Genomic DNA, 24670 nt, shown 5'->3' with positions numbered 1-24670 from the left:
ACACAGTTATAAGCACTGTAAATAATAGACATATATTTTACTTTAAATATTAACATAGCGGTCTATTTCTTGCAAGATAAATATAATAGCGCCGATATCAGGGGTATGGTTAGCAATTGCGTTATAACTATTATCTTTTAAATCATTTTTGTTTTTTTTCATCTTTATCTTTAGTTTATATTCAGAAATAAAATTAATCATATATTTGGACAATATTTCTTTGTCGTTAACAAAACTTATCAATGCTTTCGCAAATTCTACATTTCCATCGTTTAAATCATTTGATGTTTGTATATCGGAAAATTCAGGAATATAAGTTTCAGGGCGTAATTCGTCACGGCTGTCGTAAAATCTACCGCGGCATTCTCCGCGTTCGAGTCTAAAATCTTCGCCGTTTTTATTATTTTCATCTGAATGGTTATAAAATTCTATATCAAATCCTTCTTTATGTATATCGATAAATTTTACTTTTATTTTTCTCATATAGACTTTTAGCTTAGAAACATTTATTAAATTGTCAACTTCTTCAGGGTATCTTCCAAATCTATCTATTAATTCTTCTTCTATACTGCAAACTTCCTCAATGCTGCCGCAGGTTGACAGCCTGCGGTAAAAACTTAATTTTATCTTGCTGTCTTTTATATAACCGTCTGGAATATACATATTAAGATTAGCCTTAACTTCCGGGAATATTTCTAAAGGAAGAACCTTGCCTTCTATTTTTTTAATCTCGTCTTTAAGCATTTGCATACACATTTCTAAGCCTATAGAATTTATATTGCCGGATTGGGCTCCGCCTAAAATATTGCCTGCGCCCCTTATTTCTAAATCTGCCATAGCCAATCTGAAACCGGAGCCTAAATCATTATATTCCATTATAGCGGCAATCCTTTTATTCTGCTCTTTGGTTAACTCTTCGGAATTGGTTAGCAGCACGCAATAAGCCTGCAAATATGACCTGCCGACTCTGCCTCTTAATTGATACAACTGGCTTAAACCTAAACCTTCAGCATTATTTATAATAATAGTATTTACATTTGGGTTGTCGAGACCGGATTCAATTATAGATGTACTGAGCAGCATATCGTATTCCTTATGATAAAATTTATGCATTATTTCTTCAAGGCTGCCGGCATCAAGCCTGCCGTGAGCAACGCCAATTCTTATATCAGGCATGAACTTGCTAAATTTATTCAGCAAGGATTCAAGATGCGCTATTCTGTTATCTATGAAATAAACCTGCCCTCCCCTCATTATTTCTCTATAAATATATTCTTTTATTAGAGTTTCGTTGTACAACGAAATGACAGTGTGTATATTTTTTCTGCCTATAGGCGCCGTATTAAGAATACTTATGTCTCTTATGCCGGACACCGACAGATAAAGAGTTCTCGGTATGGGGGTCGCGCTCAAAGCAAGTACGTCAATGGAAGATTTTAATTTTTTTAATTTTTCTTTTTGGAAAGCTCCAAATTTTTGTTCTTCGTCGATTACTAAAAGTCCCGGGTCTTTGAGTTTTATTTTATCCGATAATAGTTTGTGCGTTCCTATTATTATATCAATTTTGCCGCTTTCTATTAATTTTACCGTTTCTTTTTCTTTCTTTGCAGACATAAATCTGGATAAATAAGCAATTTTAATCGGATATTTTTCAAAACGTTTTGTAAAATTAGTGAAATGCTGTTCGACTAATAAAGTCGTAGGAGCTAAAAATACTACCTGCTTCCCGTCCATCGCAGCTTTAAAAGCGGCTCGTATCGCAACTTCCGTTTTGCCGTAACCGACATCTCCGCAAACTAATCTGTCCATAGGTTTATTAGATTCCATATCTGCAAGAACATCTTTTATTGCTTTAATCTGGTCTTCTGTTTCCTCATATTCAAAATTTTCTTCAAACTCCCTGTAAGATTCATCTTCTTTTGAAAAAGCAAATCCCTGTTCCGATTTTCTTTTAGCATATAATTCAATAAGGTCTTTAGCTATCTCTTCGATTTTTTCTTTAGCTTTTTTCTTCGATTTTTCCCATGTTCTGGTTCCTAATTTATTTAATTCAGGTTCCGATTCTCCTGAATTTATATATTTATGTATGAGATATATTTTTTCGGAAGGAACATATACTTTGTCGCCTCCGGCATAAATAATTTCAAAATAATCGGCGGTCAAATTTCCCGATGTGATTGTTTTTATTCCTGTAAATTTCCCTATGCCATGATTAACATGAACTACAAAATCGCCGGGATTTAGCTCTCTGATATTTTCAAAGAAATCTGCGTTATTTATTTCTTTTTTAAATTCATTCTCGTCAATAATATCCTTGCGTTTTTCAGACGGATGCTGTTCCGGTGAAATGAGAAATTTACGTTTTTTAGAAAAAAAATCATCAGAATAATAATCTAATTTATAGTAATTTTTTGCAGAGCGTATATAACTTCCATCTGTATTTAAATTAAAATAAAAAATATCATTATTATATTTTTTTAATAAATTATTAAGCTGATTTTCAAGAACGTCAATTTCGCTATTACAACCTGTGGCGGCATTTACCGTAAAATTTAGTTCATCCTGATTTGCTGGATCATTGTTATTGATACGCCGGCTATTATTCCTGTCAATAATATTTATTACTTCATTTATGTTTCCTTTATTATTATTTAAATCAGATTCTTCAGCAAAAATTAGCGGTTTTTCAATAAGCTCAAGTATATTTAATTTTTTTTTCAGTACATTGTCTTTTAACGGGAATATTATATAGTTATCTATTTTATGAATACTTCTTTGACTGTTTATGTCAAAATATCTTATATCCTGAACTTCGTCGTCAAAAAAATCAATTCTTACAGGGCTATCGGTTTCGCCTCCGTATATATCTATTAATTCTCCCCTGACAGAAAATTGAAACGGGTCCTGAATATACTCTGTTTTCTCATATCCGAAAGCTAATAATGCATCAATTAAATTATTTCTGTCTAAAATATGTCCTTTTTTTACTTTTATAATCGTCTCGTCAATATCAAGCAGGGAAGGAACATTGCTTAAAAATGATTGATAGGTGAGTATTAAACTGACGGCAATATTAGCATCTTTGTTTGATTCGCTATTCAGCAGTGTATATAAAATGCTTGCCGGAATTATTTCTTCGCACAGAACCGCTTTTTTATGCTTAGTTTCAATTGAAATTGTCTGCTTAACTTCACCATTTTTTTCAAAAAAAGCAGACCGGCGGCAGGATAATAAATTCATATCTTTATACAAGTTTCTTGCAGTATATGCACTTTTGCATATAAAAATAGAAACACCGCCGGCATCGGCATTGCCGTCTATAAGCTCAGACGCTTCTAATGCGAATGCCGATAAAATATTTAAGATGTTTTTGTCTGTATTTAAATTATTTATCATTTTTTATTGCAGCATGGGCAGCGGCAATTATTGCAACCGGCACTCTAAACGGAGAACAGCTTGCGTAATTTAAACCTAAAATATGACAAAACTCAATAGAACTTGGATCTCCGCCATGTTCGCCGCATATTCCGAGTTTAATGTCTTTCCTTGTCTTTTTTCCGCCTTCAACCGCAATTTTCATTAAACTGCCTACCCCTTCCCTGTCAAGTTCGATAAACGGGTCTGTTTTTAAAACATTTCTTTCTAAATAATCAGGCAAAAAAGAACCTATGTCATCCCTGGAAAAACCAAATGTAGTCTGTGTAAGGTCGTTTGTTCCAAATGAAAAGAATTCAGCTTCTTTGGCAATATCGCCGGCTATAACGCATGCCCTTGGAAGTTCTATCATTGTACCTACAAGATAATTCAGTTTAACCCCTCTGGATGCCATAACCTCATTTGCTTTTTTATCCACCATAGCTTTCAATATTCTTATTTCTTCATAAATACCTACAACAGGTATCATAATTTCAGGAATTATTTCATTACCCTGCGAATAAAAATCGCATGCAGCCTCCATAATTGCTTCTACCTGCATTTCATATATTTCCGGATAGCTTATTCCGAGCCTGCATCCCCTGTGTCCCAACATAGGATTGATTTCATGCAGAGAATTTGCTTTTGTATTTAATTTATCAAATGAAACATTCATTATTCCGGCAAGTTCTTTTATTTCTTCTTCTGTTTTAGGCAGAAACTCATGCAGAGGAGGATCTAAAAGTCTTATTGTAACGGAATATCCTTTCATTTCGTTGTATATATCTAAAAAATCGCCTTTTTGCATAGGCAGCAGTTTTCTAAGGGCTTTTTCTCTTTCTTCTTTTGAATCGGCTAAAATCATTTCTCTGACTGCTTTAATTCTATCGCCTTTAAAAAACATATGCTCTGTTCTGCAGAGCCCTATGCCTTCGGCACTGTAATTTCTGGCAACTTTCGCATCTTCTGGAGTATCGGCGTTAGCCCGTATTTTTAATTTTTTAAGCCCGTTCGCAAAACCCATTATCGTAAGAAAATCGTCATTTAATTCGCTTCTTATCATATCTACGTTTCCGTAATAAACTTCTCCGGTAGAACCGTTTAACGTGATAGTATCTCCTTTTTTTACAACTCTTTCGCCTATAATTATTTCGCCTTTCTTTTCATTAATTTCAAGAGCGGAACACCCGGTTATGGCGCATTTACCCATGCCTCTTGCAACAACGGCAGCGTGTGAAGTCATACCGCCCCTTGCGGTTAGTATTCCTTCTGAAACGCTCATTCCGTGTATATCTTCAGGTGATGTTTCCATTCTTACAAGAATAACTTTTTTACCTTTTTTTGATTCTGCCTCCGCTTCTTCTGCAGAAAATACAACTTCTCCGCTTGCAGCTCCCGGAGAAGCGGGCAAACCTTTTGCGATAACATCTTTTTTTGATTTTGGATCTACTGAAGGATAGAGCAGCTGAACAATTGAATTAGGGTCTACTCTTAAAACAGCCGTTTTTTTATCGATTAAACCTTCGTTATACATATCAAGAGCGATTCTCACCGATGCTTTTGCGGTTCTTTTACCTGAACGCACCTGAAGCATATACAGAATTCCTTCCTGAATAGTAAACTCCAGATCAAGCATATCTTTATAATGATTTTCAAGAATTTTTGCGTACTCTATAAGCTCTTTGTATACCGAAGGCAATGCCTCTTCCAATGATACGTCGTTTTTATTCTTCTTTGACATATTATTTATAGGCTGCGGCGTTCTTATGCCTGCTACAACATCTTCACCTTGCGCGTTAATTAGATACTCGCCGTAAAACCCGTTTTCGCCTGTTGAAGGGTTTCTCGTAAAAGCGACGCCTGTGCCTGAATTATTACCCATATTTCCGTACACCATAGAAACAACATTTACGGCAGTTCCCCAATCTTCCGGTATATGATTTAATTTTCTATATGTAATAGCTCTTGGAACATTCCATGATTCAAATACCGCAGAGATGCCCATCCATAGTTGTTTGTACGGGTCATCCGGAAAGTCTATCCCCTTCTGTTCTTTTACGACATCTTTAAATTTATATACAAGCTCTTTTAAATCCGGTGCACTAAGTTCGTTATCGTTGTGAACATTTTTTTCTTTCTTTTTCTTCTCTAATATTGATTCCATAATTTTAGAATCTAAACCGAGAACAACGTTTGAAAACATCTGAATAAATCTTCTGTATGTATCGTAGGCAAATCTTTCATTGCCTGATTTTTTAATTAAGCCTTTTATTGTTTCATCGTTTAAACCAAGATTAAGGACGGTATCCATCATTCCGGGCATAGAAATTCTGGCTCCGCTTCTAACGGATACCAGCAAAGGGTTCTCAGCGTCGCCGAATTTTGTCCCCATAGTCTTTTCAACAGTCTCTAAATTGACCTGCAATTTATTCTCTAGGTCTTCAGGGTATTTTCTGCCGTGTTCATAAAAATAAGTACATACCTCCGTAGTAATGGTAAAACCGGCTGGAACTCTTATGCCAAGTTTTGTCATTTCAGCTAATCCAGCGCCTTTACCTCCCAATAAATTTTTCATAGAACCATCGCCATCAGCATATTTATTGCCGAAGAAATATACATATTGCGCCATTGAAATTTTCCTCCCAGGTTTATTTATTTAAATATTAATTATAATGAATTATATAGCTAAAATTATATTAATCTAAATTCCGTGCTTTAGCAGACATATCACCAATTAATATTGATATACCGTTTTAATTTATACTAACGGTATAATGCAGCTAAGCTAATATGACAATTTAGAAAAATCGCATAAATTTTTTAATTCGAGCAGTATGCTATTCAAAAGACCTATTCTTGAATTTCTTAAATCTAACTCATCAACATTAACCATCACATTATCAAAAAATTTATTAACAGGACGTACTATTTCATGATATAAATTCATTAATTTATAATAATTATTTAATTTAATATATCTATGAGATTCATTTTTAATAAATTCATATGATTTAATAAGAGATACTTCCTCTTTTAAAATTAATTTTTCGCTATCAAAAAAAACTGTGCTGCCTGAATTAAAAGTAATATTATTCAATCTCTTGAAAACAAATGTTAAATCATACATATATTCATGTAATTTATTTTTAGACACAAAATCTATTTTTAAATAAGATGTGTAAATATCATCAAAAAAAATATCGTCTGCTACAGACGATATTTCATCAAAATTATAATTTAAAGATAGCATTATATTTTTAAATCTTGTTTTGGCAAATAAAATAAAAATATCTTTTAAATTTATTAAATCTAAACTTTTACCTTTATAAAAATTATTAAAATAAAAATCAAATATTTTATTTAATGATATGCTATATTGCTTTTCAAGCAAAATTTCAATCATGCCTATCATTGCTCTTCTTATAGCAAAAGGGTCAGATTCGCCGGTAGGAAGTTTATTAAGCATTGCAAATGACAAAACGGTGTCAAATTTGTCGGAAATTGCCGAAATATCACCGAATTTATCTGCCGGCATTAATTTTTTCCCATGTTTCATCGTTGGATAATAATGTTCTTCTATGGCTCTTGCGACAATTTCGCTTTCTCCAAATTTATTTGCATAAATTCTGCCTATAACCCCCTGCAGTTCCGGAAATTCATATACAACATGCGTAGTCAAATCAAATTTTAATAAAGATGCGCATCTTTCAATTATTTTTTTATTTTTAATATTTGCGGTTAATGTTTCTGTCGTGTCTATTGAAGAAACTGCCGAAGAAACTGCCTTCTTGTTTCCGAATATATTCTCAAAAATGTACGGAGCAAGTTGTTTCAGTCTTTCCGTTTTTTCATAGTATGTGCCGAGACCTTTATAGAAAACAACATCCTTTGTTTTATCTATAAAATACTCTATATTTTTTTTTACGTCTTCTTTATAAAAAAAATCCGCATCGTTTAATCTTGCCGCCAAAACTCTTGAATAACCCCGCGAGATGTTATTATCCCTCGGCTCGTCATGCTGCAAATTTGAAGTTATATTTGCAACGCCTATAAAATAAGGCATAAGTTTAGAATTTTCTTTTGCAAATAACGGAAAAAATCTTTGATGTTTTTTCATAGCCAAAGATAAAAGCTCATGAGGTATATGTAAAAATTTTTTGTCGAATTGCCCCCGCACTGCATGCGGATTTTCAGTAATTCCGGTAATCTCATCAATAAGATTGCTGTCGTCTTCAAATACGCATTCAATTTTTTTTGCATTATCTATTAACTCTTTTTCTATAAAATTTTTTCTTTCGAGATTATTTAGTATTATGCCTGCTTTTTTAAGTTTCTCAATATAATCGTTTATATTTTCAATTTTTACAAATGATTTTAAAAACGAATCTTTTCTTGAAATATATGAATAATTGCCTGCTTTGCAGTCTCCATAATTAAATCGTACAACTTTGCCGTCAAATAAAGCGAGAATCCATAAAATCGGTCTCGGATATCTTACGTCGGCATTCGACCAGCGCATAGATTTTTTGAACGGTAACTTATTAATAATAGAAGGGATATTGTCCGATAATATTTTCTCTGTATTTCTTCCTTTAATAATTGTTTTATAAGCTGCATATTCACCTTTTTTCTGGCTCACGGCATAAATTTTTTTATCATTTTTTATATTATTTTTTTTTATAAATTGCATCAGCGGGGCTGCCGGACTGCCATCCGGCATATAACAGACTTTTAGAGGAGGTCCGATTATTTCTGCTTCTTTATCTTCCGTTTTCAAAGGTATATTTTTAATTAACAGGGCTACCCTTCTGGATGTTGAATAACATTCAACATTTTTATTTTCATCATCTTTAAAATCTAATTCCTTTGCAAAAAAAGTTTTAAACGACTCTGAAAGTCTGGGAGGAAATGCTGAAACCTCCTGATATGGAAGCTCGCCTGAACCTATTTCTAATAAAAATTCGCTCATAAATAATATTTTATCTTATATATTTTATACGTTATACAATTATTTTATATTTCTACACATTTATCTTTAGTTATACGTTTATTCATACAAATTTACTAATACAAATTTGTACAAAATTAAATCTGTATAAAAATATTGTGCCTGACACGTGGATCTCCCGCTGTCTAAACCGATGATGACTGTCTATGTATATTATATATTATGCGATAGCTGATTTTTATATTTTAAGGCACATTGCTCTGCAAGCGTCCTTACTTTTAATATATAATTCATTCTTTCTGAAACGCTAATAAACCCTCTTGCGTCAAGCAGATTAAAAACATGCGAACATTTGAGACAATATTCATACGCCGGTTTAACCAATTTTTTATCGAATAAAATTACTTTTGCTTCATTTTCGTAAATATTAAAAAGTGCAAATAATGCATCGGCGGACGCTAATTCAAAATTATATTTTGATGTTTCATATTCATCGTCTTTATGAATATCTCCATATGTTAAATAATCATTCCATGATAAATCGAATACGCTTTCTTTTTCCTGCAGATACATTGCTATCCTTTCTAATCCGTACGTAATTTCAATAGCTATATTTTCAAGTTCTATGCCGCCGATTTGCTGGAAAAAGGTAAATTGAGATATTTCCATGCCGTCAATCCAGACTTCCCAACCCAGTCCCCATGCGCCAAGCGTAGGTGATTCCCAATCGTCCTCTATGAATCTTATATCGTGCTCGTTAGAGTTGATATTTAATGTTTTAAGACTTTTTAAATATATTTCCTGAATGTCTTTAATATACGGCTGCAAAATAACCTGAAATTGATAATACCTTGCCAATCTGTTAGGATTTTCTCCGTATCTGCCGTCCGTGGGTCTCCTTGAAGGCTGAACGTAAGCCGCCTTCCAACGTTTTTCTTCTAGACATTTCAGAAATGTATAGGGAGAAAATGTGCCCGCTCCGACTTCCATATCATACGGCTGCATAATAACGCAGCCAAAATCAGACCAGTATCTTTGGAGTTTAAAAATTAAATCTTGGAAATTTATATGATTTTTTTTATTATTATTAATTTTTCCTTACCTTTTTATTTTTATATTCATTATAGCGCAAGCATATTTTCAATTGATTTTCTGGCTTTTAGCCTGACATCCTCAGGAATTTCGATTATATTTTTCATATTAGAAAGGGAGTCTATTATATTATCTAAATGTGTTTTTTTCATATTAGGACAAACGAGACCTTTATGCGCTGAAATAAAAACCTTGTCTGGATTTTCGGTTTTCATTTTATACATTATACCTCTTTCCGTTCCTATAATAAAATATTTTGCGTCAGTCTGCCTTACATATCTATACATACCTGAAGTCGAAGAAACATTGTCTGCGACGTCTATGGTATCATGCGGAGATTCCGGGTGCGCAACAAATAATGCGCCGGGGTATTTTTCTTTTAATTTTTTTATATCTGAGGGAGTTGTTCTGTTGTGAGGCGGACAAAACCCCGGCCAGTTTATTATTTCTTTTTGCGTAAATCTCTGAACATAGTCTCCCAGATTTTTATCGGGGATCATTATAACTTTTTTATTGGGCAATGAATTTACGACCTTAACAGCGTTTGCCGATGTGCAGCAGATATCGCTTACGGCTTTACACTCGGCTGAAGTATTGACATAGGCTACCACTGCGGCGTCAGGATATTCGGCTCTCATATTCAATATATCTTTAACAGTAATCATATCTACCATAGGGCATCCTGCATTTTCGGCAGGCAATATGACTTTTTTGTCCGGATTCATTATTGCAGCGCTTTCCGCCATAAATCTCACGCCGCAAAAAACTATAATATCGGCATCAGTTTGATTTGCTTTGATAGATAATTCAAGAGAATCACCCTGAAAATCGGCAATTTCTTGAATTTCATCTCTCTGATAATTATGTGCCAGCAAAATAGCATTTTTCTTTTTAAGCAATTCTTTTAACAAGTTTTGCTTTCTTTTGATTACGCTGCCTGTCATTTCTGTTTCCATATTTTTTTATCGCTTGACTTTTATGTGTTGCATTTTTTTTATTTTTTTAATTAATTAAACTCATATTTTATCATATTTATTATTATAATAACAATAGCATTTTATAACTTTAATTCTGCAATAGAAAATATTTATGCATTTCTTTGCTCGGTTAAGCAAAATATAAGGAAAAGGTGTCAGATTTTATTTTTTTGCATATGGAGTAATTCAATTAACAAAGAAAATATTTGCAAAAAAATTAATCTGACACCTTTTCCGCAATAAGATTTTTCAGCCGTAATTGTATAAAAATTATATATATAAATGTTGGATAGCATATAATATAACTTGGTTGCAGGTAATATAATCACGGTAAAATAATGAGATTTATTATTAATAAAAAATTCACTAAAAAAACAAAATCATAAGAAAATGGCAGCTGTTCCTATTTAATCAATTAAACAAAAACTTGATTTTAGATATAAAAGAATATTATAATATCCGAATAATGAATAATACAAAACGGAATTCTGCCGTAGCATCGGAATTTAAATTCGAAAATACACAAAATACTTCCGGAAAATCATACGCTAGAATATTAACGGGGGACAGACCTACAGGACCTCTTCATTTAGGACACTTTTGCGGTTCTTTAAAAAATAGAGTCGCTCTGCAAAATATATACGATACGTTTATATTAATTGCCGATGTTCAGGCTTTGACTACAAATTTTGACCATCCTGAACTTCTCAGGCAAAACATATTTAATGTTGCATTGGATTATCTTGCCGTCGGAATTGCGCCTGAAAAATCTACAATTATAATTCAGTCTATGATTAATGAGATAGCAGAACTGACAATTTTCTTCTCGATGTTTGTTTCGATAAATGCATTAAAGCACAACCCGACTATTAAAACCGAGGCAAAAGAAAGAGGGTATAAAGAGCTTAATTACGGTTTTTTAGGATATCCTGTCAGCCAAACCGCAGACATAGCTATATTTAAAGCAGATTTAGTCCCCGTAGGGATAGACCAGCTTCCTCACATAGAATTTTCAAGAAAAATAGTGAGAAGATTCAACGAACTTTACGGCGGAGCTTTGATTGAACCGGAAGCTCTTTTAAGCGAGTTCCCAAAACTAATAGGTCTCGACGGAAATTTGAAAATGAGCAAGTCTTACGGAAACGCAATCTTTCTATCTGATGATTTTGACACGATAAAGTCTAAAATAAGAACAGCCCTCACCGATAAGTCGCGTATACATCCGTCAGATCCTGGACATCCCGATATATGCACTATCTTTTCTTATCATAAAACTTTTTCTGAGAGCGGTTTAACAAAAAATATTGAACACGACTGTATTGCCGGTTCAATAGGCTGCGTACAGTGCAAAAATAATCTCCACGAATCAATTAAAAATATTTTAATACCTATGAATGAAAAACGGCAATATTATAAAGAAAGAGCCTCCGAAGTCTGGGACATTTTATTCGCCGGCACAAATAAGGCAAAAAAAATTGCATCTGAAACTCTCAAGGAAGTAAAAGAAAATATGAAAATTAATTATTAATTTATTAATTTAAAAATAAAATTAAGCGGGGACAAATTAAATTAACTTAACTTAACTTTAATGAGGAGAAAAACATGGCAAACAAATTATTTATTATGCTTCAAAACACAACACCTGAAAATCCGCACCAGTTAGGCGCACCGTTTTTTCAAGCTGCAGCTGCTGCTACTATGGATTATGAAGTTGAAATGATACTTACTGCGGATGCAGGACTTCTTATGAAAAAAGGCGTAGCAGAAAATTTAAGGGTAAAAGAAGGCAGTCCTAAATCTGTATATGATTTCATTAAAGATGCCTACGAAGCCGGGGTTGTTTTTAAAGTATGCACACCTGCTTTAGAATTAAACGATTTTACGAAAGATGACCTCATACCTGAATGCAGCGGGGTCGTCGGCGGAGCTTATGTCGTCGAAATGGCTATGGATGACGACGTAAAAGTATTGGCTTACTAAAATTAATATACCGTTAAGAGGACAGACCTAAATCTGTCCTCTACAGTTATATCCGCTATATTATTTATATTTTGAAAAATTAAATATGCCGTTTCCGTTTACCATTCTATTTACTATCTCTAATACTTTTTATCAATTAGTAAGCCGAATTAAACTAAATAACCGGTTTAAATCAATAAACACCGGTAGTCACCGCCGGATGATTATGCTGCCATTCTATAAATTTATACCATCTTTCTTGCTTGCAGCGTATTCAAGAACACCTTCAAGCAATGTAAATCTATCTAAACAAATTGTTTCCGCAGGCATAGACCTTACAAAAAGCGCATTATTTACCAAACCGCCGGTCAAATAAATTTTATCTGGTTTTCTAGCAAATCTGTACATTGACATACATACGCCTTTTATTAATCTTGCCGCCGCAATTCCGGGCTCAACGCTGGAAGCGACCATATCAAAAACGTGCCCCATCCCTAAAAGTCCGCACGTGGCAGTAATAAACTCTTTCTGAGGTTCTATATCATTATAGTTTAAATTTAAATAACTTCCGAGAATCTCGATAGCCTGTCCTGTAAACGCCCCGCATTCGGTATTCCAATCGCTATGAATAAAATTACCGTTTTCAAAAATAACATATTTTGCGTCCCTTGAGCCGACATCTAACAATGTAAATGATTTTTCTTTTATTAATCTTTTGCCGGCGTAAGAGAGCGCGATAATTTCGTTTACGGACTGTTTTGCAAATCTGCTTATATTGTGCCCAGTCCCTATGTCCGCCTTAAATGTTTTTTCAAGATCTGCAACTTTTTTGACGGTCTTTTCATTAGTTTCGGTATTTAATATTTTTGCGTATGTAGTTCCTGCATCTAAAAGTATCATGTTAATATTTCCGCCCGATTTTTTAATTTAATCTCTGTTAACAATCCTGATATTTCAAAAATACGCGATTCAGTTATTTTTTTTTATTTAAACGACAACCCCGTTAAGCTGCAAAAATGCGGTAAGTTTCGCCACTGTGCTTCGCGTAAGCCCCAAATCCATATCTATGAAAATACCCCTGGGATGTTTGCTTGCAAGATAGGAAGCCAGTCCTGCTTTTGGACAAAAACTTTGAGCGAAAAAAACAGTAGGCACGTCAGGGTCAAATTCCAACTCAAGTTTCAAATCGCCCGGCGTTAAATTTTCAACACACCTCGTCCAGCCGTAAATATGTGTTTCGTCCGGAAAATAGCTTGCTAATGAAAAATCTCCCCACGGAGGCGTTCCCCAAAATGCGCATTTAGGCTTGACATATTCGGGTCTGAACGGTTTTTTCTTTTCAATATCTCTATAAAAATAACCTGCAATTTGTCCGAATTTATCATCTAGAGGAATACCGCTTTTGCAAATAAAATCGCCTTTTCTTTCTAAGTCGTTATTTTTAACGCGGGTCAATTTTATTTTCAATTCATTTTCAATAAAATCCGCAACAAATCCCATTTCATTACATCTAGATATTTCTGAATCTTCAATTATTATCTCTGATATAGGATTTCTTCCTACAAGAACGGAATCGACGACATCTTCAGTCCAGTAATCCGTCGCAGCTAAAATATTGGCTATAATACGTTTAATTTGGGCGCAATACGCTTTAGGAAGAATATTTTCGGTAGGTTCTGTAATTAATTGGTCGACTTTATACATATCTAAAGACAAGATGATTGCATTCCTTTTAACAAGGTCTTCCATAACAGCTTTTGGAGGAATTCCGATAATTCCGATAAACGGTTTGTCTTTCGGATTTTGCAGAAATGATTTTTCTTTGCCCTTGACAAAACCATGCCTTGTCAAAACCATATCCTGCGAAGGATCATAATTGATATTTTCTGTTTCTTTTTTATCTTTATCTTTATCTTTATCTTCCATTTTAACTGCCTCTTGTTCTCTTTCTTTATATTTTAATCCGCATTATAAAGTTGGCATATATAATATATATTTAATGTTTATATATGTTGTATATGAGTAATATTCTACAATTTAATTTTTATGTTAAATATGACATTTATCACAAAATATATAAAATGTATAAAAATATAATATATAAAAATACTAAAAAATAACGCTTAAATTTAGAAAAAATTAAGCGGCTATAACCTTAATTCTGCAATAGAAAATATTTTTATATTTTTTTGTTCGGATAAATAAATCTATATAAATCTATGTATACCTGTTCTATACCGATGAGAAGATAAACGTCAAGAAAAATAAACATCAAGACTATAAAATATTAAAATAAGAGCTATTCTAATCAACAAATATCGCAAACAAATTCTTCCGCAGAGGTTGCCGCTAAAGCGCCTTCTCCGACAGCAGTCGCCACTTGGAGAAGTTTTTTGGAATGAGAATCTCCTGCGCAAAAAACTCCGGGCATAGAAGTCATTAAAGTATAAGGGTCTGCTTTAATAAAACCAAGTTCATCCTTGTCAACATTATGTAAAAAAGAAGTCTGCGGTTTTATTCCGACAAATATAAAAACGCCTTTTACCGGAATAGTATTTCTTTCTTTCGTCTTAACATTTTCTATAGTTATAGACTCCACCCCTTTATCCCCGTTAATAGAAATTGGTATATGCTCTAACTTAAGCGAAACGTTATTGGCATGATTCAATCTTTCCTGAATTATTTTTTCCGCTCTGAGTTCTTTTCGTCTGTGTATTAAGACAACGGATTTTACAAGTTTAGAAAGATAATGCGCTTCTTTTACTGCCGTATCTCCGCCGCCTATAACGGCAATGTCCTGGTCTCTGAAAAACGGACCATCGCATGTTGCGCAGTAAGAAACTCCCTTGCCTGTATATTCAAGTTCGCCCGGAATCCCCAATCTTTTTGGTGAAGCTCCGACTGCGACTATAATGCTTCTTGTCTCGTAATTGTTTTCGGCGCCTTTTAATGTTTTGTAATCAACATTATCCGTTATTTCTTTTATTTCGTCATATACTATTGTCAAGCCCAATCCTTTTGCATGTTCTTCGAACTTAGTCATAAGTTCATAGCCTGAAAGCGACGGAAAACCTGGATAATTTTCTATATTATCAGATAATGCTATTTGACCGCCGACTGCCATTTTTTCTATTAATATTATATTCATACGGGCTCTTAAGGCATAAATAGCTGCCGACAAGCCGGCAGGTCCGCCTCCGATAATTATTAAATCATACATAATTTATACCTCCTTAAAATTCATTATTTATTATTTTCTTAAATATTTTATTAATAGAATACAACAGGTTAAATAAAATAATGCCGGATTTTTTGTCTTTAATATTGAATTTTATTGAAATTAAAAAAATATTTGTGTACTATTTTATAGTGTTATCAAATATAATTTACTGCATTAGTTAGAAATAATTATGGGAAATATATAGTCATAATCTAATTAAAATATAATTTTACAATATTGCCTTTGATAATATTTAATCATAATAAAAGTTTTAAATCAAATAATTGAAAGCAAATAATTGAAAGCAAATAATTGAAAAAAACATTAAAAAAATCATTAAATCTTTTACAGCTGACATTTGCTTCTACCGGCGCTATAATCGGTTCGGGCTGGCTCCTCGGCATATATTTCAGTGCTAAATATGCCGGTCCGTCCTCGATTATTTCCTGGATAGCGGGCGGCTTTGCAGTAATGCTTATAGCACTTGTTTACAGCGAATTGGGCAGCATGCTTCCGCTGTCCGGCGGCATCGCCAGATATCCAAAATATACCCACGGAGCGCTTCTCGGTTTTATTTCAAGCTGGATATTGGTAATCTCTGGAGCCGCCGTCAGTTCAATAGAAGCGGAGGCTTCTGTCCAATATTTAAATTATTATATTCATGGGCTTTATATGAATTCTTCCCTCACGCCTTCAGGCTTATTTGTAACATTTTTTCTGCTTATGCTATTTTTTGTTATTAATATATTCGGGGTAAAAATTCTTGCAAAAACTAATACATTTCTAACATGGTTTAAATTAGCTATTCCCGTAATTGCAGCATCGGCTTTAATTTATGCCGCTTTTAAAAATAATAATATTTCTTATATAAATCGTTACAGTTTTATGCCTTATGGATTTAGCGGAATGATGAAAAGCATTTCTTTAGGCGGCATTATGTTTTCTTTTTTAGGATTCAGGCAATCAATAGAGCTTGCGGGCGAATCTAAAAATCCGGGCAGAGATGTTCCGCTGGCTACTATAATATCGGTGATTATCGGAATCATTATTTACGGAGCGTTATCAGTAAGTTTTATTTTTGCAGTTCCTCTCGTAAAATCGAATAACTGGCACGCCTTAAATTATTCATCGCCTTTTATAAATCTATCTAATAACTATAACCTATTTTTTTTGACAGTGCTTATTATTATCGGCGCTATTATTTCTCCGTTCGGAACCGGGTTAACATATATGGGAACAACTTCGCGGGTTAGCTATGCTATGTCAAAAATGGATTTTTTGCCGCGTAAACTTTCACAATTTAATAAATACGGTATTGCATATATCTCGCTTATTTTTGTATTTTGTCTTTCCATAATATATATAATGCCTTTCCCAAGCTGGCAAGCCTTGGTTGGACTTATAACTTCAAGTATTGTGTTTACATATATACTCGGTCCTGTAAGTCTGATGTCTTTTCGGAAATTAACGCCAAAGCTTAAAAGACCTTTTTATCTTCCTTTTGCATCAATCATATCCCCAATCGCTTTTATTGTCGGCACATTAATAATTTACTGGTCCGGTTTCGGGGTTTTATGGAAACTTTCTATCGGCATAGCGGCAGGATGTATAATATTTATAATAAAAGACCGCAAGAAGAAAAATTTCAAAAAAAATTTTTTACCGGGACTCTGGTTTTTGTTTTACATAATTACGGTAATAATCTTATCGTATTTAGGCAGCAGTGATTTTGGCGGAATAAATTTGCTGATATTTCCGTATGATATTATAACTGTTGCAGTAGCAGCTCTGATTTACTACGGCATATCGATAAGAACATTCATTAAAACAGATGAAATCAAGATGATTTTGGAGGAGCAGTTTATAAGCGAAGAGTTCGATGAATAACATAATTATTCTAATTATTTTTTGATTTTTCAGGGGACATCCTGCTTACCGTAAAATATAAAATAATAGATGACAAAACTAAAATAACAGGGATAATTCCAAAATAATTTTTAAATAAAAATCCTGCGAGAACTCCTCCTGCAAAACTTCCGGAAAATTGAAAGGTATTGTATATACCCATTGACGTTCCTACAAAAGAAGGGTCGGAAGACGAAGAAACCAAGGACGGCATTATAGGTTCGGTAATTGAAAATCCGGTAAAAAATAAAATTCCTCCTATTATTATTACAGGCAGCGAATACGTTCCGCTGTTTGAGAATACAAACAATGCCGAAATTCCCATAAGCAGATAGCTTAATTTCAACAAATGGCTTTCGTATCCCATATCGGCTTTTTTTGAAGCTTTCATCATTGCAAATAAAGAAAAAACGACCATAGGAATTAACACTTTATAATAATCTGCCATTCCAAGCCGCGATTTGACAATCATAGGAAGCGCAAAAAAGAAAACGGTCATAAAAAAAGATAGTATAAAACCCTGCATAGAAAGATTGGCAACTATTTTATTTTTAAATATACTTATAAACCTGCCGAAAGACATTTCTATTTCTTTAAGAACTTTTTTATTTTTAGGCTCTTCAACAAATAGATAGATGAAAATTGCCGACAGTATTCCGAGCGCTCCTGAAAAATAAAATAAAAAAGAATATCCGAAATATAGCGAAAGAAGCGGTCCGAGAACTATTCCTATCACAAAACTTAAACCTATTGGAATTCCAAGATATGCAAGAGCGGTAGCCCTTTGATTTTCTGAAACAGTATCGGAAACGAGGGCGAAAGCTACTGAACTTTCGGCTGCAACCCCCTGCAAAAATCTTAGCAGTATCAGTTCTAAAATATTAGAGGAAAATCCTATAAAAATAGTAAAAATACCAAACAGCAGCATACCTATAAAAAGAATATTCTTTCTGCCGTATTTATCGGATAAAAATCCAAAAGGTATTTGAAATATTGCCCTTGATAAACCGTATATTCCAAAGGCAAGACCTATAAGCAGATAGCTGTTTGTAAATTGGCGGGCATACAAGGTAAAAACCGGCAATATTAAGAAAACTGCCAGCATTCTTAGCCCAACGACAGAACTCATTGCGCCTATAGTTTTTTTTTGCGCGGAAGTAAACGACATATTGTATAATTTCAATAACAATGTGATAAAAAAATGTAAGCAATAGCAATAGCAATAGCAAACGATATTTTATATCAAATATATTTATTTACCTTTTTTTAATTTATCAAACTATTAGCCGCGTGTCAACCTTGAAAATGCGCTATCTGCACATACATCCTGAAGTAAGTTACCTGCCCTGTCTTATCTGGCGAAACTGATAACTTCTTATAGCTCTCAGAAAATCAATCTTTCTGAATTCAGGCCAGTAAGCATCGCAAAAATAATATTCGCTGTAGGCGCTCTGCCATAATAAAAAACCTGAAAGTCTGACTTCTCCGCTTGTTCTTATAATAAGTTCAGGGTCCGGAACGCCTGTAGCGTAAATATACTTAGAAATATTTTCGATTGTTATCAGGTTTGACAAACTGCTGCAAGACAATGTTTGAGCAGAGGATGTATTTTTATTGTTTTCATCTTCTTTCACCGCAAATGATATATCGCAAAAATTATCCGCTATAAATTTGCCGAATGCATCGCAAATTTCCTGCCTGCCGCCGTAACCTAATGCTATATATAGATACAAATTAGAATACGAAACTGTTTTTTCTTCCAGCCGTCTAATAACGTCTTTCAAGTCATCGGGAAGTAAATTTTTTTTGCCTATAATATTAACTTTTATTTTATTTTTATTTATAAAATCGGAATCTATATATAATTCTAATTTAGATTTTATTATATTAAATAATGAATCTACTTCCCCTTCCGTCCTCTTAAAATTGTCCGTTGAAAATCCCCATATAGTAACAATTTTAATATTAAGTTCCAAACACCATAATATTACCTCGTCAATCTTGTCGGCGCCTTGACGGTGTCCCTGCGACACATTCGTAAAACCTTTCCTTTCCGCATATCTTCTGTTGCCGTCAAGTATAATACCGACATGAGAAGGTACTTTTTTGTTTAATACTTCCTTCTGTAATTTTTTTTCATAATAGTAATAAATTAATTTTTTCAAAAAAAACATATTAGCAAACAGTCCATATTTGATGTATTATGTATAAAGAAATTAAAATATTAATGATAGACTATAATCTTAAGCTGCACGAATGTAATTTATATATAATATATCATAACAAGAAATAATCAAAAAGAAATAATCAAATTTAATATGTCTTTTATCACAATACAGGAAGAATTAGAAATATTCTATATATTGCATAAAAAAAATGAACACGCAAAAACTATAGTTTTAGTCCATGGCGCCGGCGGCAATCATTTATCTATGCTCTATATTTTTAATTATATCAAAAAGAAATGGGGCAATTTTTTTAATATTATAACTTTTGACCTTCCATTTCATTATAAATCAACTTATGCAAAAAATACAAATGCAATATGTACAATTAATAAAAAAGTTACTATTAATTTTTATTCGTCGGTTTTGCATGAACTGCTTGAAAAATTGCACCTGATCTCTAACAATAATATTATAATGGTCGGTCATTCTATGGGGGTTCAAATATCTTTGCGGTATGCCTCTCTTTTTGCAGAAAATATTAACAAAATTATGCTCATAGCAGGATGCGATAAGGTTCCTGTAAAAGACAGCTTTATTTTAAGTTTGCATAATAATTACGATAGGACAATTAAGCTGTTTCTGAAAGACGCTTATTCCAATGAAACATATCATGATATGGTTAAATTTAAAAACGCTATAGACGACATAAACAGAACACATTATAAAATTGTCATAAATGATTTTGCCGCGGTTAAATCTTTTAATAAATCAGATAAAGATATCGATTTTGCAGAATTAAATAAAAAAAATATTTATTTCAATATTTTATACTCTGAACGGGACAAAATTATAAATCAAGATTGCATACTGGCCTTAAAAAATAAATTATCATTCGCAAAATTAAACTTAATAGAAAGAAAAAGTCATATAGAAATTATTTTTGGCAGTCGTAAACTAAACAATTTTATAGATGAATTTTTAGAACAATAAATTTTTATTGACATCACAATAGTATTAGTTATAAACTTAAAAATTGAATTTAAAATCCCTTCTTTGATATTGATAATGCTAATTTAATAATTATGTTTTATTTTATTTATTTAATTTATTTAACACTTTTTTTATAACATTTAAATTTTAACTTTAATATTTGCTAATTTATTGATAAGATATACAGTCAAATAAAACTAAAACATTATTTTATTTAAGGGGTCATTTGTGGAAACCGGCAAATTAAAAAGAACGTTATCCGGAGAAATAAACGAAAGCTGCACAGGTGCGGAATTTAATCTGAAAGGCTGGGTTATGCATTACAGAGACCACGGAGGACTTATATTCATCGACTTGCGTGATTATGCGGGCATTATTCAGATAGTTTTTGACGAGACGGTATCTAATGAGTCTTTTAATACTGCAAAAAAGATTAAAAATGAATATGTCATTTCAGTTACCGGCAAGGTTAGAATCCGCCCCGAAGGAACAGAAAATGAAAATTTAGAAACAGGCAAAATAGAAATTGAGGCTAAAGATATTGAAATCTTAAACGAATGCGAAGTTCTCCCGTTTCAGATAGAAGAAGAATCCGATACAAATGAACTGCTCCGTCTGAAATACAGATACCTTGACCTTAGAAGAAAAAAAATGAAGGACAATTTGGTATTCAGATCTAAATTTAATTTTTTAATAAGAGAATTTTTAAATAAAAACGGTTTTTTTGATATAGAAACGCCTTTTCTGACTAAAAGTACACCGGAAGGATCAAGAGATTTTCTTGTACCTTCACGGCTTAACAACGGAAATTTCTATGCTCTTCCTCAGTCTCCTCAACTATTTAAACAAATTTTAATGGTAAGCGGTTTCGAAAAATATTATCAAATAGTAAGATGCTTCAGGGATGAAGATTTAAGGGCAGACAGGCAGCCGGAATTTACTCAGTTAGATATGGAGATGTCCTTCATTGAACAAAGGGATATTATGTCTCTTGCCGAAGAAATGTTTGCATTTATTTTCGACAAACTTTTAAATATTAAAATAAATCTGCCTATAAAAATTATGGACTATGACGATGCAATGGAAATTTACGGCAGCGATAAACCGGATACAAGATTTGCAATGCAGCTCAACACGATTTCTGACATTTTTAAAAATTCTTCTCTGAATGTTTTTAAAGACTGTCTGTCAAAAAAAGGTGTTATAAAGGCTATATGTTTTAAAAACGGGGCAGATTTGCTTTCCAGGAAAGATATAGACGAACTTTTAACGGTAGTTAAAGATTTTGGCGGTAAAGGTCTTGCCTGGACAAAAGTCGCGGCGGCTGAAGAAAAATCAAAATCAGACAAATGTTCCGCTCATAACGCTGAAAGTATTTATATTCAGAAATGCAGATTAGAAGGCGGAATAGCTAAATTTATCACGGAAGAAGAAGGAAATATTCTGATTGACAGACTTAAAGCGGAAAACGGAGATATTATATTTTATCAGGCGGATGCAAAAAAAATTGCCGATATGGTTCTCGGCAGACTTAGACTATATTTAGCAAAAAAATATAATCTTATTTCAGATAACAAATTTAATTTTTTATGGGTTATCAATTTTCCGCTTTTTGAATATTCTGAAGAGGAAAAGAAAATAGTTGCGATTCATCATCCTTTTACGGCTCCAAACGCTGAAGATATAGAGCTTCTCGATGCAAATCCGCTTATTGCAAAATCTCAAAGTTATGATCTTGTTTTAAACGGAGAGGAAATAGGCGGCGGAAGCATAAGAATACACAAACCGGAACTGCAGGCGAAAATATTTGAAATTCTTTCAATTAAACCGGAAGATGCAAGATTAAAATTTGGTTTTCTCTTAGACGCTCTCGGCTTCGGCGCTCCTCCTCACGGCGGAATAGCTTTTGGGATAGACAGAGTTCTTATGCTTCTAAGAAACGAAGATTCTATAAGGGACGTCATAGCATTTCCAAAAACTCAGAAAGCTCAGTGTCCGTTATCTGACGCTCCATCCGAAGTAAAATATGAACAATTGCGCGAATTAGGAATTAAAGTAATAGAAAAAGATAAGCGTATATGATTATATTATTTTTTTTATTTTCCTTCATAATTAATATATAAATCAAATTATATATTAATTAGTTTTTTTATAGCTATGTCGGGAAGCGGACAGGCAAAAATGGGACCAATAGCACATAAATCATAAATAAAGAAAGAATTTCTGAAACCAATATATATAACAAAAAATTAATAAATAACTTTTTAAATATATTATTACGCATTATGTATTATGCTGTGATAATATTCTTAATAAAAATTATTTATTAACTATTTAATTTTATAGGAGGATATAAAATTGGATAAAACAAGTTCTTTACCGCACCCTTATTTTGTTTCTCATCCAAACTGGAAATGGTTTATCCTTACCACGGTTTTAATAGGCGCGACCATGTCGGCGCTTGATGTCAGCATAGTAAATGTTGCCATGCCGACCATGGAACATGGCTTTAAAGTTTCTATGGCGGTCATAGAGTGGGTTGCCATGGCTTATATGCTTACTCTTACAATATTCCTGCCGCTTTTCGGCAGACTCGCCGATATGTTCGGCAGAACAAAGATGTATAATATAGGTTTCATTGTTTTCACAACCGGTTCTGCGCTATGCGGTTTTGCTCCTAATGCAAATTTTATTATAGCGTCTCGTGTTATTCAGGCTGTCGGTGCTGGAATGCTTCAGGCAAACTCCGTTGCTATAATAACTCAAGCGTTTCCTTCAAATGAATTAGGAAAGGCGATCGGTCTTCAAGGTGCTGTCCAGGCTATTGCAATGTCAATCGGACCTTTTATAGGCGGTATGATTATAAGCGCAATCGGCTGGAGATTTATATTCTACGTTAATGTTCCCATAGGAATAATAGGAACAATCGCAGCCATGTATATTTTACCGGCAAGCAAGAAAAACGAGAAAAAGGAAAAAATAGATTTCTTCGGAATTTCCGTTTTTGCGGCGGGTCTTGCATTGCTGGTTCTGGCAGTTAACCAGGGGAGCACATTCGGCTGGTCATCACCTTTAATAATCGGATTTTTTATTGCTGCTGCTATCTTGCTGCCGCTTTTTGTATATATAGAATTAAAAGTGGAACATCCGATGATTGATTTAACACTATTTAAAAAATGGGCTTTTTCTGCAGGAAATATAACTGGAATGATGTCGTATTACGTCCTATTTGCCGTCCTGTTTCTAATGCCGTTTTATTTTGAGGAGGTTTTAAAATATAATGCTGCAGCGACAGGTATCATGTTAACGCCTATCCCTCTTTCAATGGCTATTATAGCGCCTTTTGCCGGGTCTATCTCCGATAAAATAGGCTCAAGAATAATGACGTCGCTAGGAATGTTTGTATGTACAATAGCAACTCTCAGTTTTGTTTTCATCGGAACAAGCGCAAACATTATTTTACTGCTGATAGAGTTTATAGTATTGGGAATCGGTATGGGTCTTTTTACGCCGCCTAACAACAGCAGCATAATGCATTCTGCTCCTCCGGAAAGACTCGGCGTCGCAGGCGGGATACTGAATATGATGCGGGCTTTGGGATTAATATTCGGCGTTGCCATTTCAGGTCTTTTATTTACTTCCTTACGACATAACTATTTAACAAATTATATGGTTTCTCATCATATACACATTTCAAAAGTTTCTGAACTGATAAAAAACAACGCATTTGTTCACGGCATAGCATTTGTTATGTTCACTTTAGTTGCAATTAATTTAGTTGCAACAATTTTATCTGCGGCAAAAAAAGATGTTAAAGGCGGTAAAATTGAAGGCGCCGAACCTATAGACCTTATGTAAATATTATTAAATTTAACTGATACTCTTGCATCTTGAACATAAATAAATATAAAATAATATTTAAATAACATAAACTACAAAGATATGACAAGCAGGGCACCAGCAGGATACGCTGCGCTGTTTGTGTAGATAAATAACT

16 protein-coding genes and 1 pseudogene are annotated in these 24670 nt (G+C 33.4%); 7 read left to right on the top strand and 10 right to left on the bottom strand.

Annotated elements, in window-relative coordinates:
* Positions 1–42: 42 nt before the first annotated feature.
* From mfd to nadA, 5 genes are all read right to left on the bottom strand, one after another.
* Positions 43–3396, bottom strand: a complete 3354-nt coding sequence (gene mfd, locus EVJ46_04380) for a transcription-repair coupling factor (GenBank protein ID RZD16277.1) — start codon at positions 3394–3396, stop codon at positions 43–45.
* A complete protein-coding gene (locus tag EVJ46_04375) occupies positions 3386–6043 on the bottom strand; it encodes a pyruvate, phosphate dikinase (GenBank protein ID RZD16276.1) in 2658 nt (885 codons plus the stop codon). Before EVJ46_04375 ends, mfd begins: the two co-directional genes overlap by 11 nt.
* Before the next feature lie 156 nt (positions 6044–6199).
* Entirely contained in the window at positions 6200–8383 is a 2184-nt protein-coding gene (locus tag EVJ46_04370) for a glycine--tRNA ligase subunit beta (protein RZD16275.1), read from the bottom strand.
* 192 nt (positions 8384–8575) lie between these two features.
* Positions 8576–9430: a glycine--tRNA ligase subunit alpha gene (locus EVJ46_04365; protein RZD16274.1), complete on the bottom strand. Its 855-nt coding sequence runs from the start codon at positions 9428–9430 to the stop codon at positions 8576–8578.
* Positions 9431–9483: 53 nt separating this feature from the next.
* On the bottom strand, positions 9484–10398 hold the full coding sequence (gene nadA, locus EVJ46_04360; protein RZD16637.1) for a quinolinate synthase NadA: 915 nt from the start codon (positions 10396–10398) through the stop codon (positions 9484–9486).
* Positions 10399–10897: 499 nt separating this feature from the next.
* Here nadA and trpS point away from each other — a divergent pair, with 499 nt between their 5' ends.
* Both trpS and EVJ46_04350 read left to right on the top strand, forming a co-directional pair.
* Positions 10898–11959 (top strand): tryptophan--tRNA ligase, encoded by a 1062-nt coding sequence (gene trpS / locus EVJ46_04355; GenBank protein RZD16273.1) that lies wholly within the window; start codon positions 10898–10900, stop codon positions 11957–11959.
* A 74-nt stretch (positions 11960–12033) separates the two neighbouring features.
* Positions 12034–12411, top strand: a complete 378-nt coding sequence (locus EVJ46_04350) for a peroxiredoxin (protein RZD16272.1) — start codon at positions 12034–12036, stop codon at positions 12409–12411.
* A 216-nt stretch (positions 12412–12627) separates the two neighbouring features.
* Here EVJ46_04350 and EVJ46_04345 read toward each other — a convergent pair whose 3' ends face one another.
* The 3 genes from EVJ46_04345 to trxB all read right to left on the bottom strand — a co-directional run bounded on the left by EVJ46_04345 (position 12628) and on the right by trxB (position 15610).
* On the bottom strand, positions 12628–13290 hold the full coding sequence (locus EVJ46_04345; GenBank protein ID RZD16271.1) for an ATPase: 663 nt from the start codon (positions 13288–13290) through the stop codon (positions 12628–12630).
* Between the two features lie 87 nt (positions 13291–13377).
* Positions 13378–14247 carry a hypothetical protein gene (locus EVJ46_04340; protein RZD16270.1) on the bottom strand — a complete coding sequence of 290 codons (870 nt, stop codon included), beginning with the start codon at positions 14245–14247 and terminating at the stop codon, positions 13378–13380.
* Positions 14248–14698: 451 nt separating this feature from the next.
* A complete protein-coding gene (gene trxB, locus EVJ46_04335; protein ID RZD16269.1) occupies positions 14699–15610 on the bottom strand; it encodes a thioredoxin-disulfide reductase in 912 nt (303 codons plus the stop codon).
* 312 nt (positions 15611–15922) lie between these two features.
* On the opposite strand from trxB, the gene EVJ46_04330 reads away from it, so the two are divergent.
* Positions 15923–17497 carry an APC family permease gene (locus tag EVJ46_04330; GenBank protein ID RZD16268.1) on the top strand — a complete coding sequence of 525 codons (1575 nt, stop codon included), beginning with the start codon at positions 15923–15925 and terminating at the stop codon, positions 17495–17497.
* Positions 17498–17507: 10 nt separating this feature from the next.
* Here EVJ46_04330 and EVJ46_04325 read toward each other — a convergent pair whose 3' ends face one another.
* Positions 17508–18683, bottom strand: coding sequence for an MFS transporter (locus EVJ46_04325; protein ID RZD16267.1), 1176 nt, complete (start codon positions 18681–18683; stop codon positions 17508–17510).
* 169 nt (positions 18684–18852) lie between these two features.
* Complete coding sequence (uppS, locus tag EVJ46_04320; protein RZD16266.1) at positions 18853–19689, bottom strand: di-trans,poly-cis-decaprenylcistransferase; 837 nt, start codon at positions 19687–19689, stop codon at positions 18853–18855.
* A gap of 144 nt (positions 19690–19833) precedes the next feature.
* Between uppS and EVJ46_04315 the strand changes: the two genes are divergently transcribed.
* The 4 genes and pseudogenes from EVJ46_04315 (at position 19834) to EVJ46_04300 (ending at position 24668) form a co-directional block, all read left to right on the top strand.
* Positions 19834–20673 (top strand): alpha/beta hydrolase, encoded by an 840-nt coding sequence (locus EVJ46_04315; GenBank protein RZD16265.1) that lies wholly within the window; start codon positions 19834–19836, stop codon positions 20671–20673.
* Between the two features lie 228 nt (positions 20674–20901).
* The gene (gene aspS / locus EVJ46_04310) at positions 20902–22755 is read left to right on the top strand and encodes an aspartate--tRNA ligase (protein RZD16264.1); all 1854 of its coding nucleotides are present in this window, start codon (positions 20902–20904) and stop codon (positions 22753–22755) included.
* A 276-nt stretch (positions 22756–23031) separates the two neighbouring features.
* Positions 23032–24531 carry a DHA2 family efflux MFS transporter permease subunit gene (locus EVJ46_04305; GenBank protein RZD16263.1) on the top strand — a complete coding sequence of 500 codons (1500 nt, stop codon included), beginning with the start codon at positions 23032–23034 and terminating at the stop codon, positions 24529–24531.
* Between the two features lie 92 nt (positions 24532–24623).
* Positions 24624–24668, top strand: a pseudogene (locus EVJ46_04300) (hypothetical protein).
* Positions 24669–24670: the final 2 nt, after the last annotated feature.

This window comes from Candidatus Acididesulfobacter guangdongensis, assembly GCA_004195045.1.
Lineage (GTDB): Bacteria > SZUA-79 > SZUA-79 > Acidulodesulfobacterales > Acidulodesulfobacteraceae > Acididesulfobacter > Acididesulfobacter guangdongensis.
The sequence above is the reverse complement of the archived record's forward strand: the minus strand, read 5'-3'. Positions and strand labels throughout refer to the sequence as shown.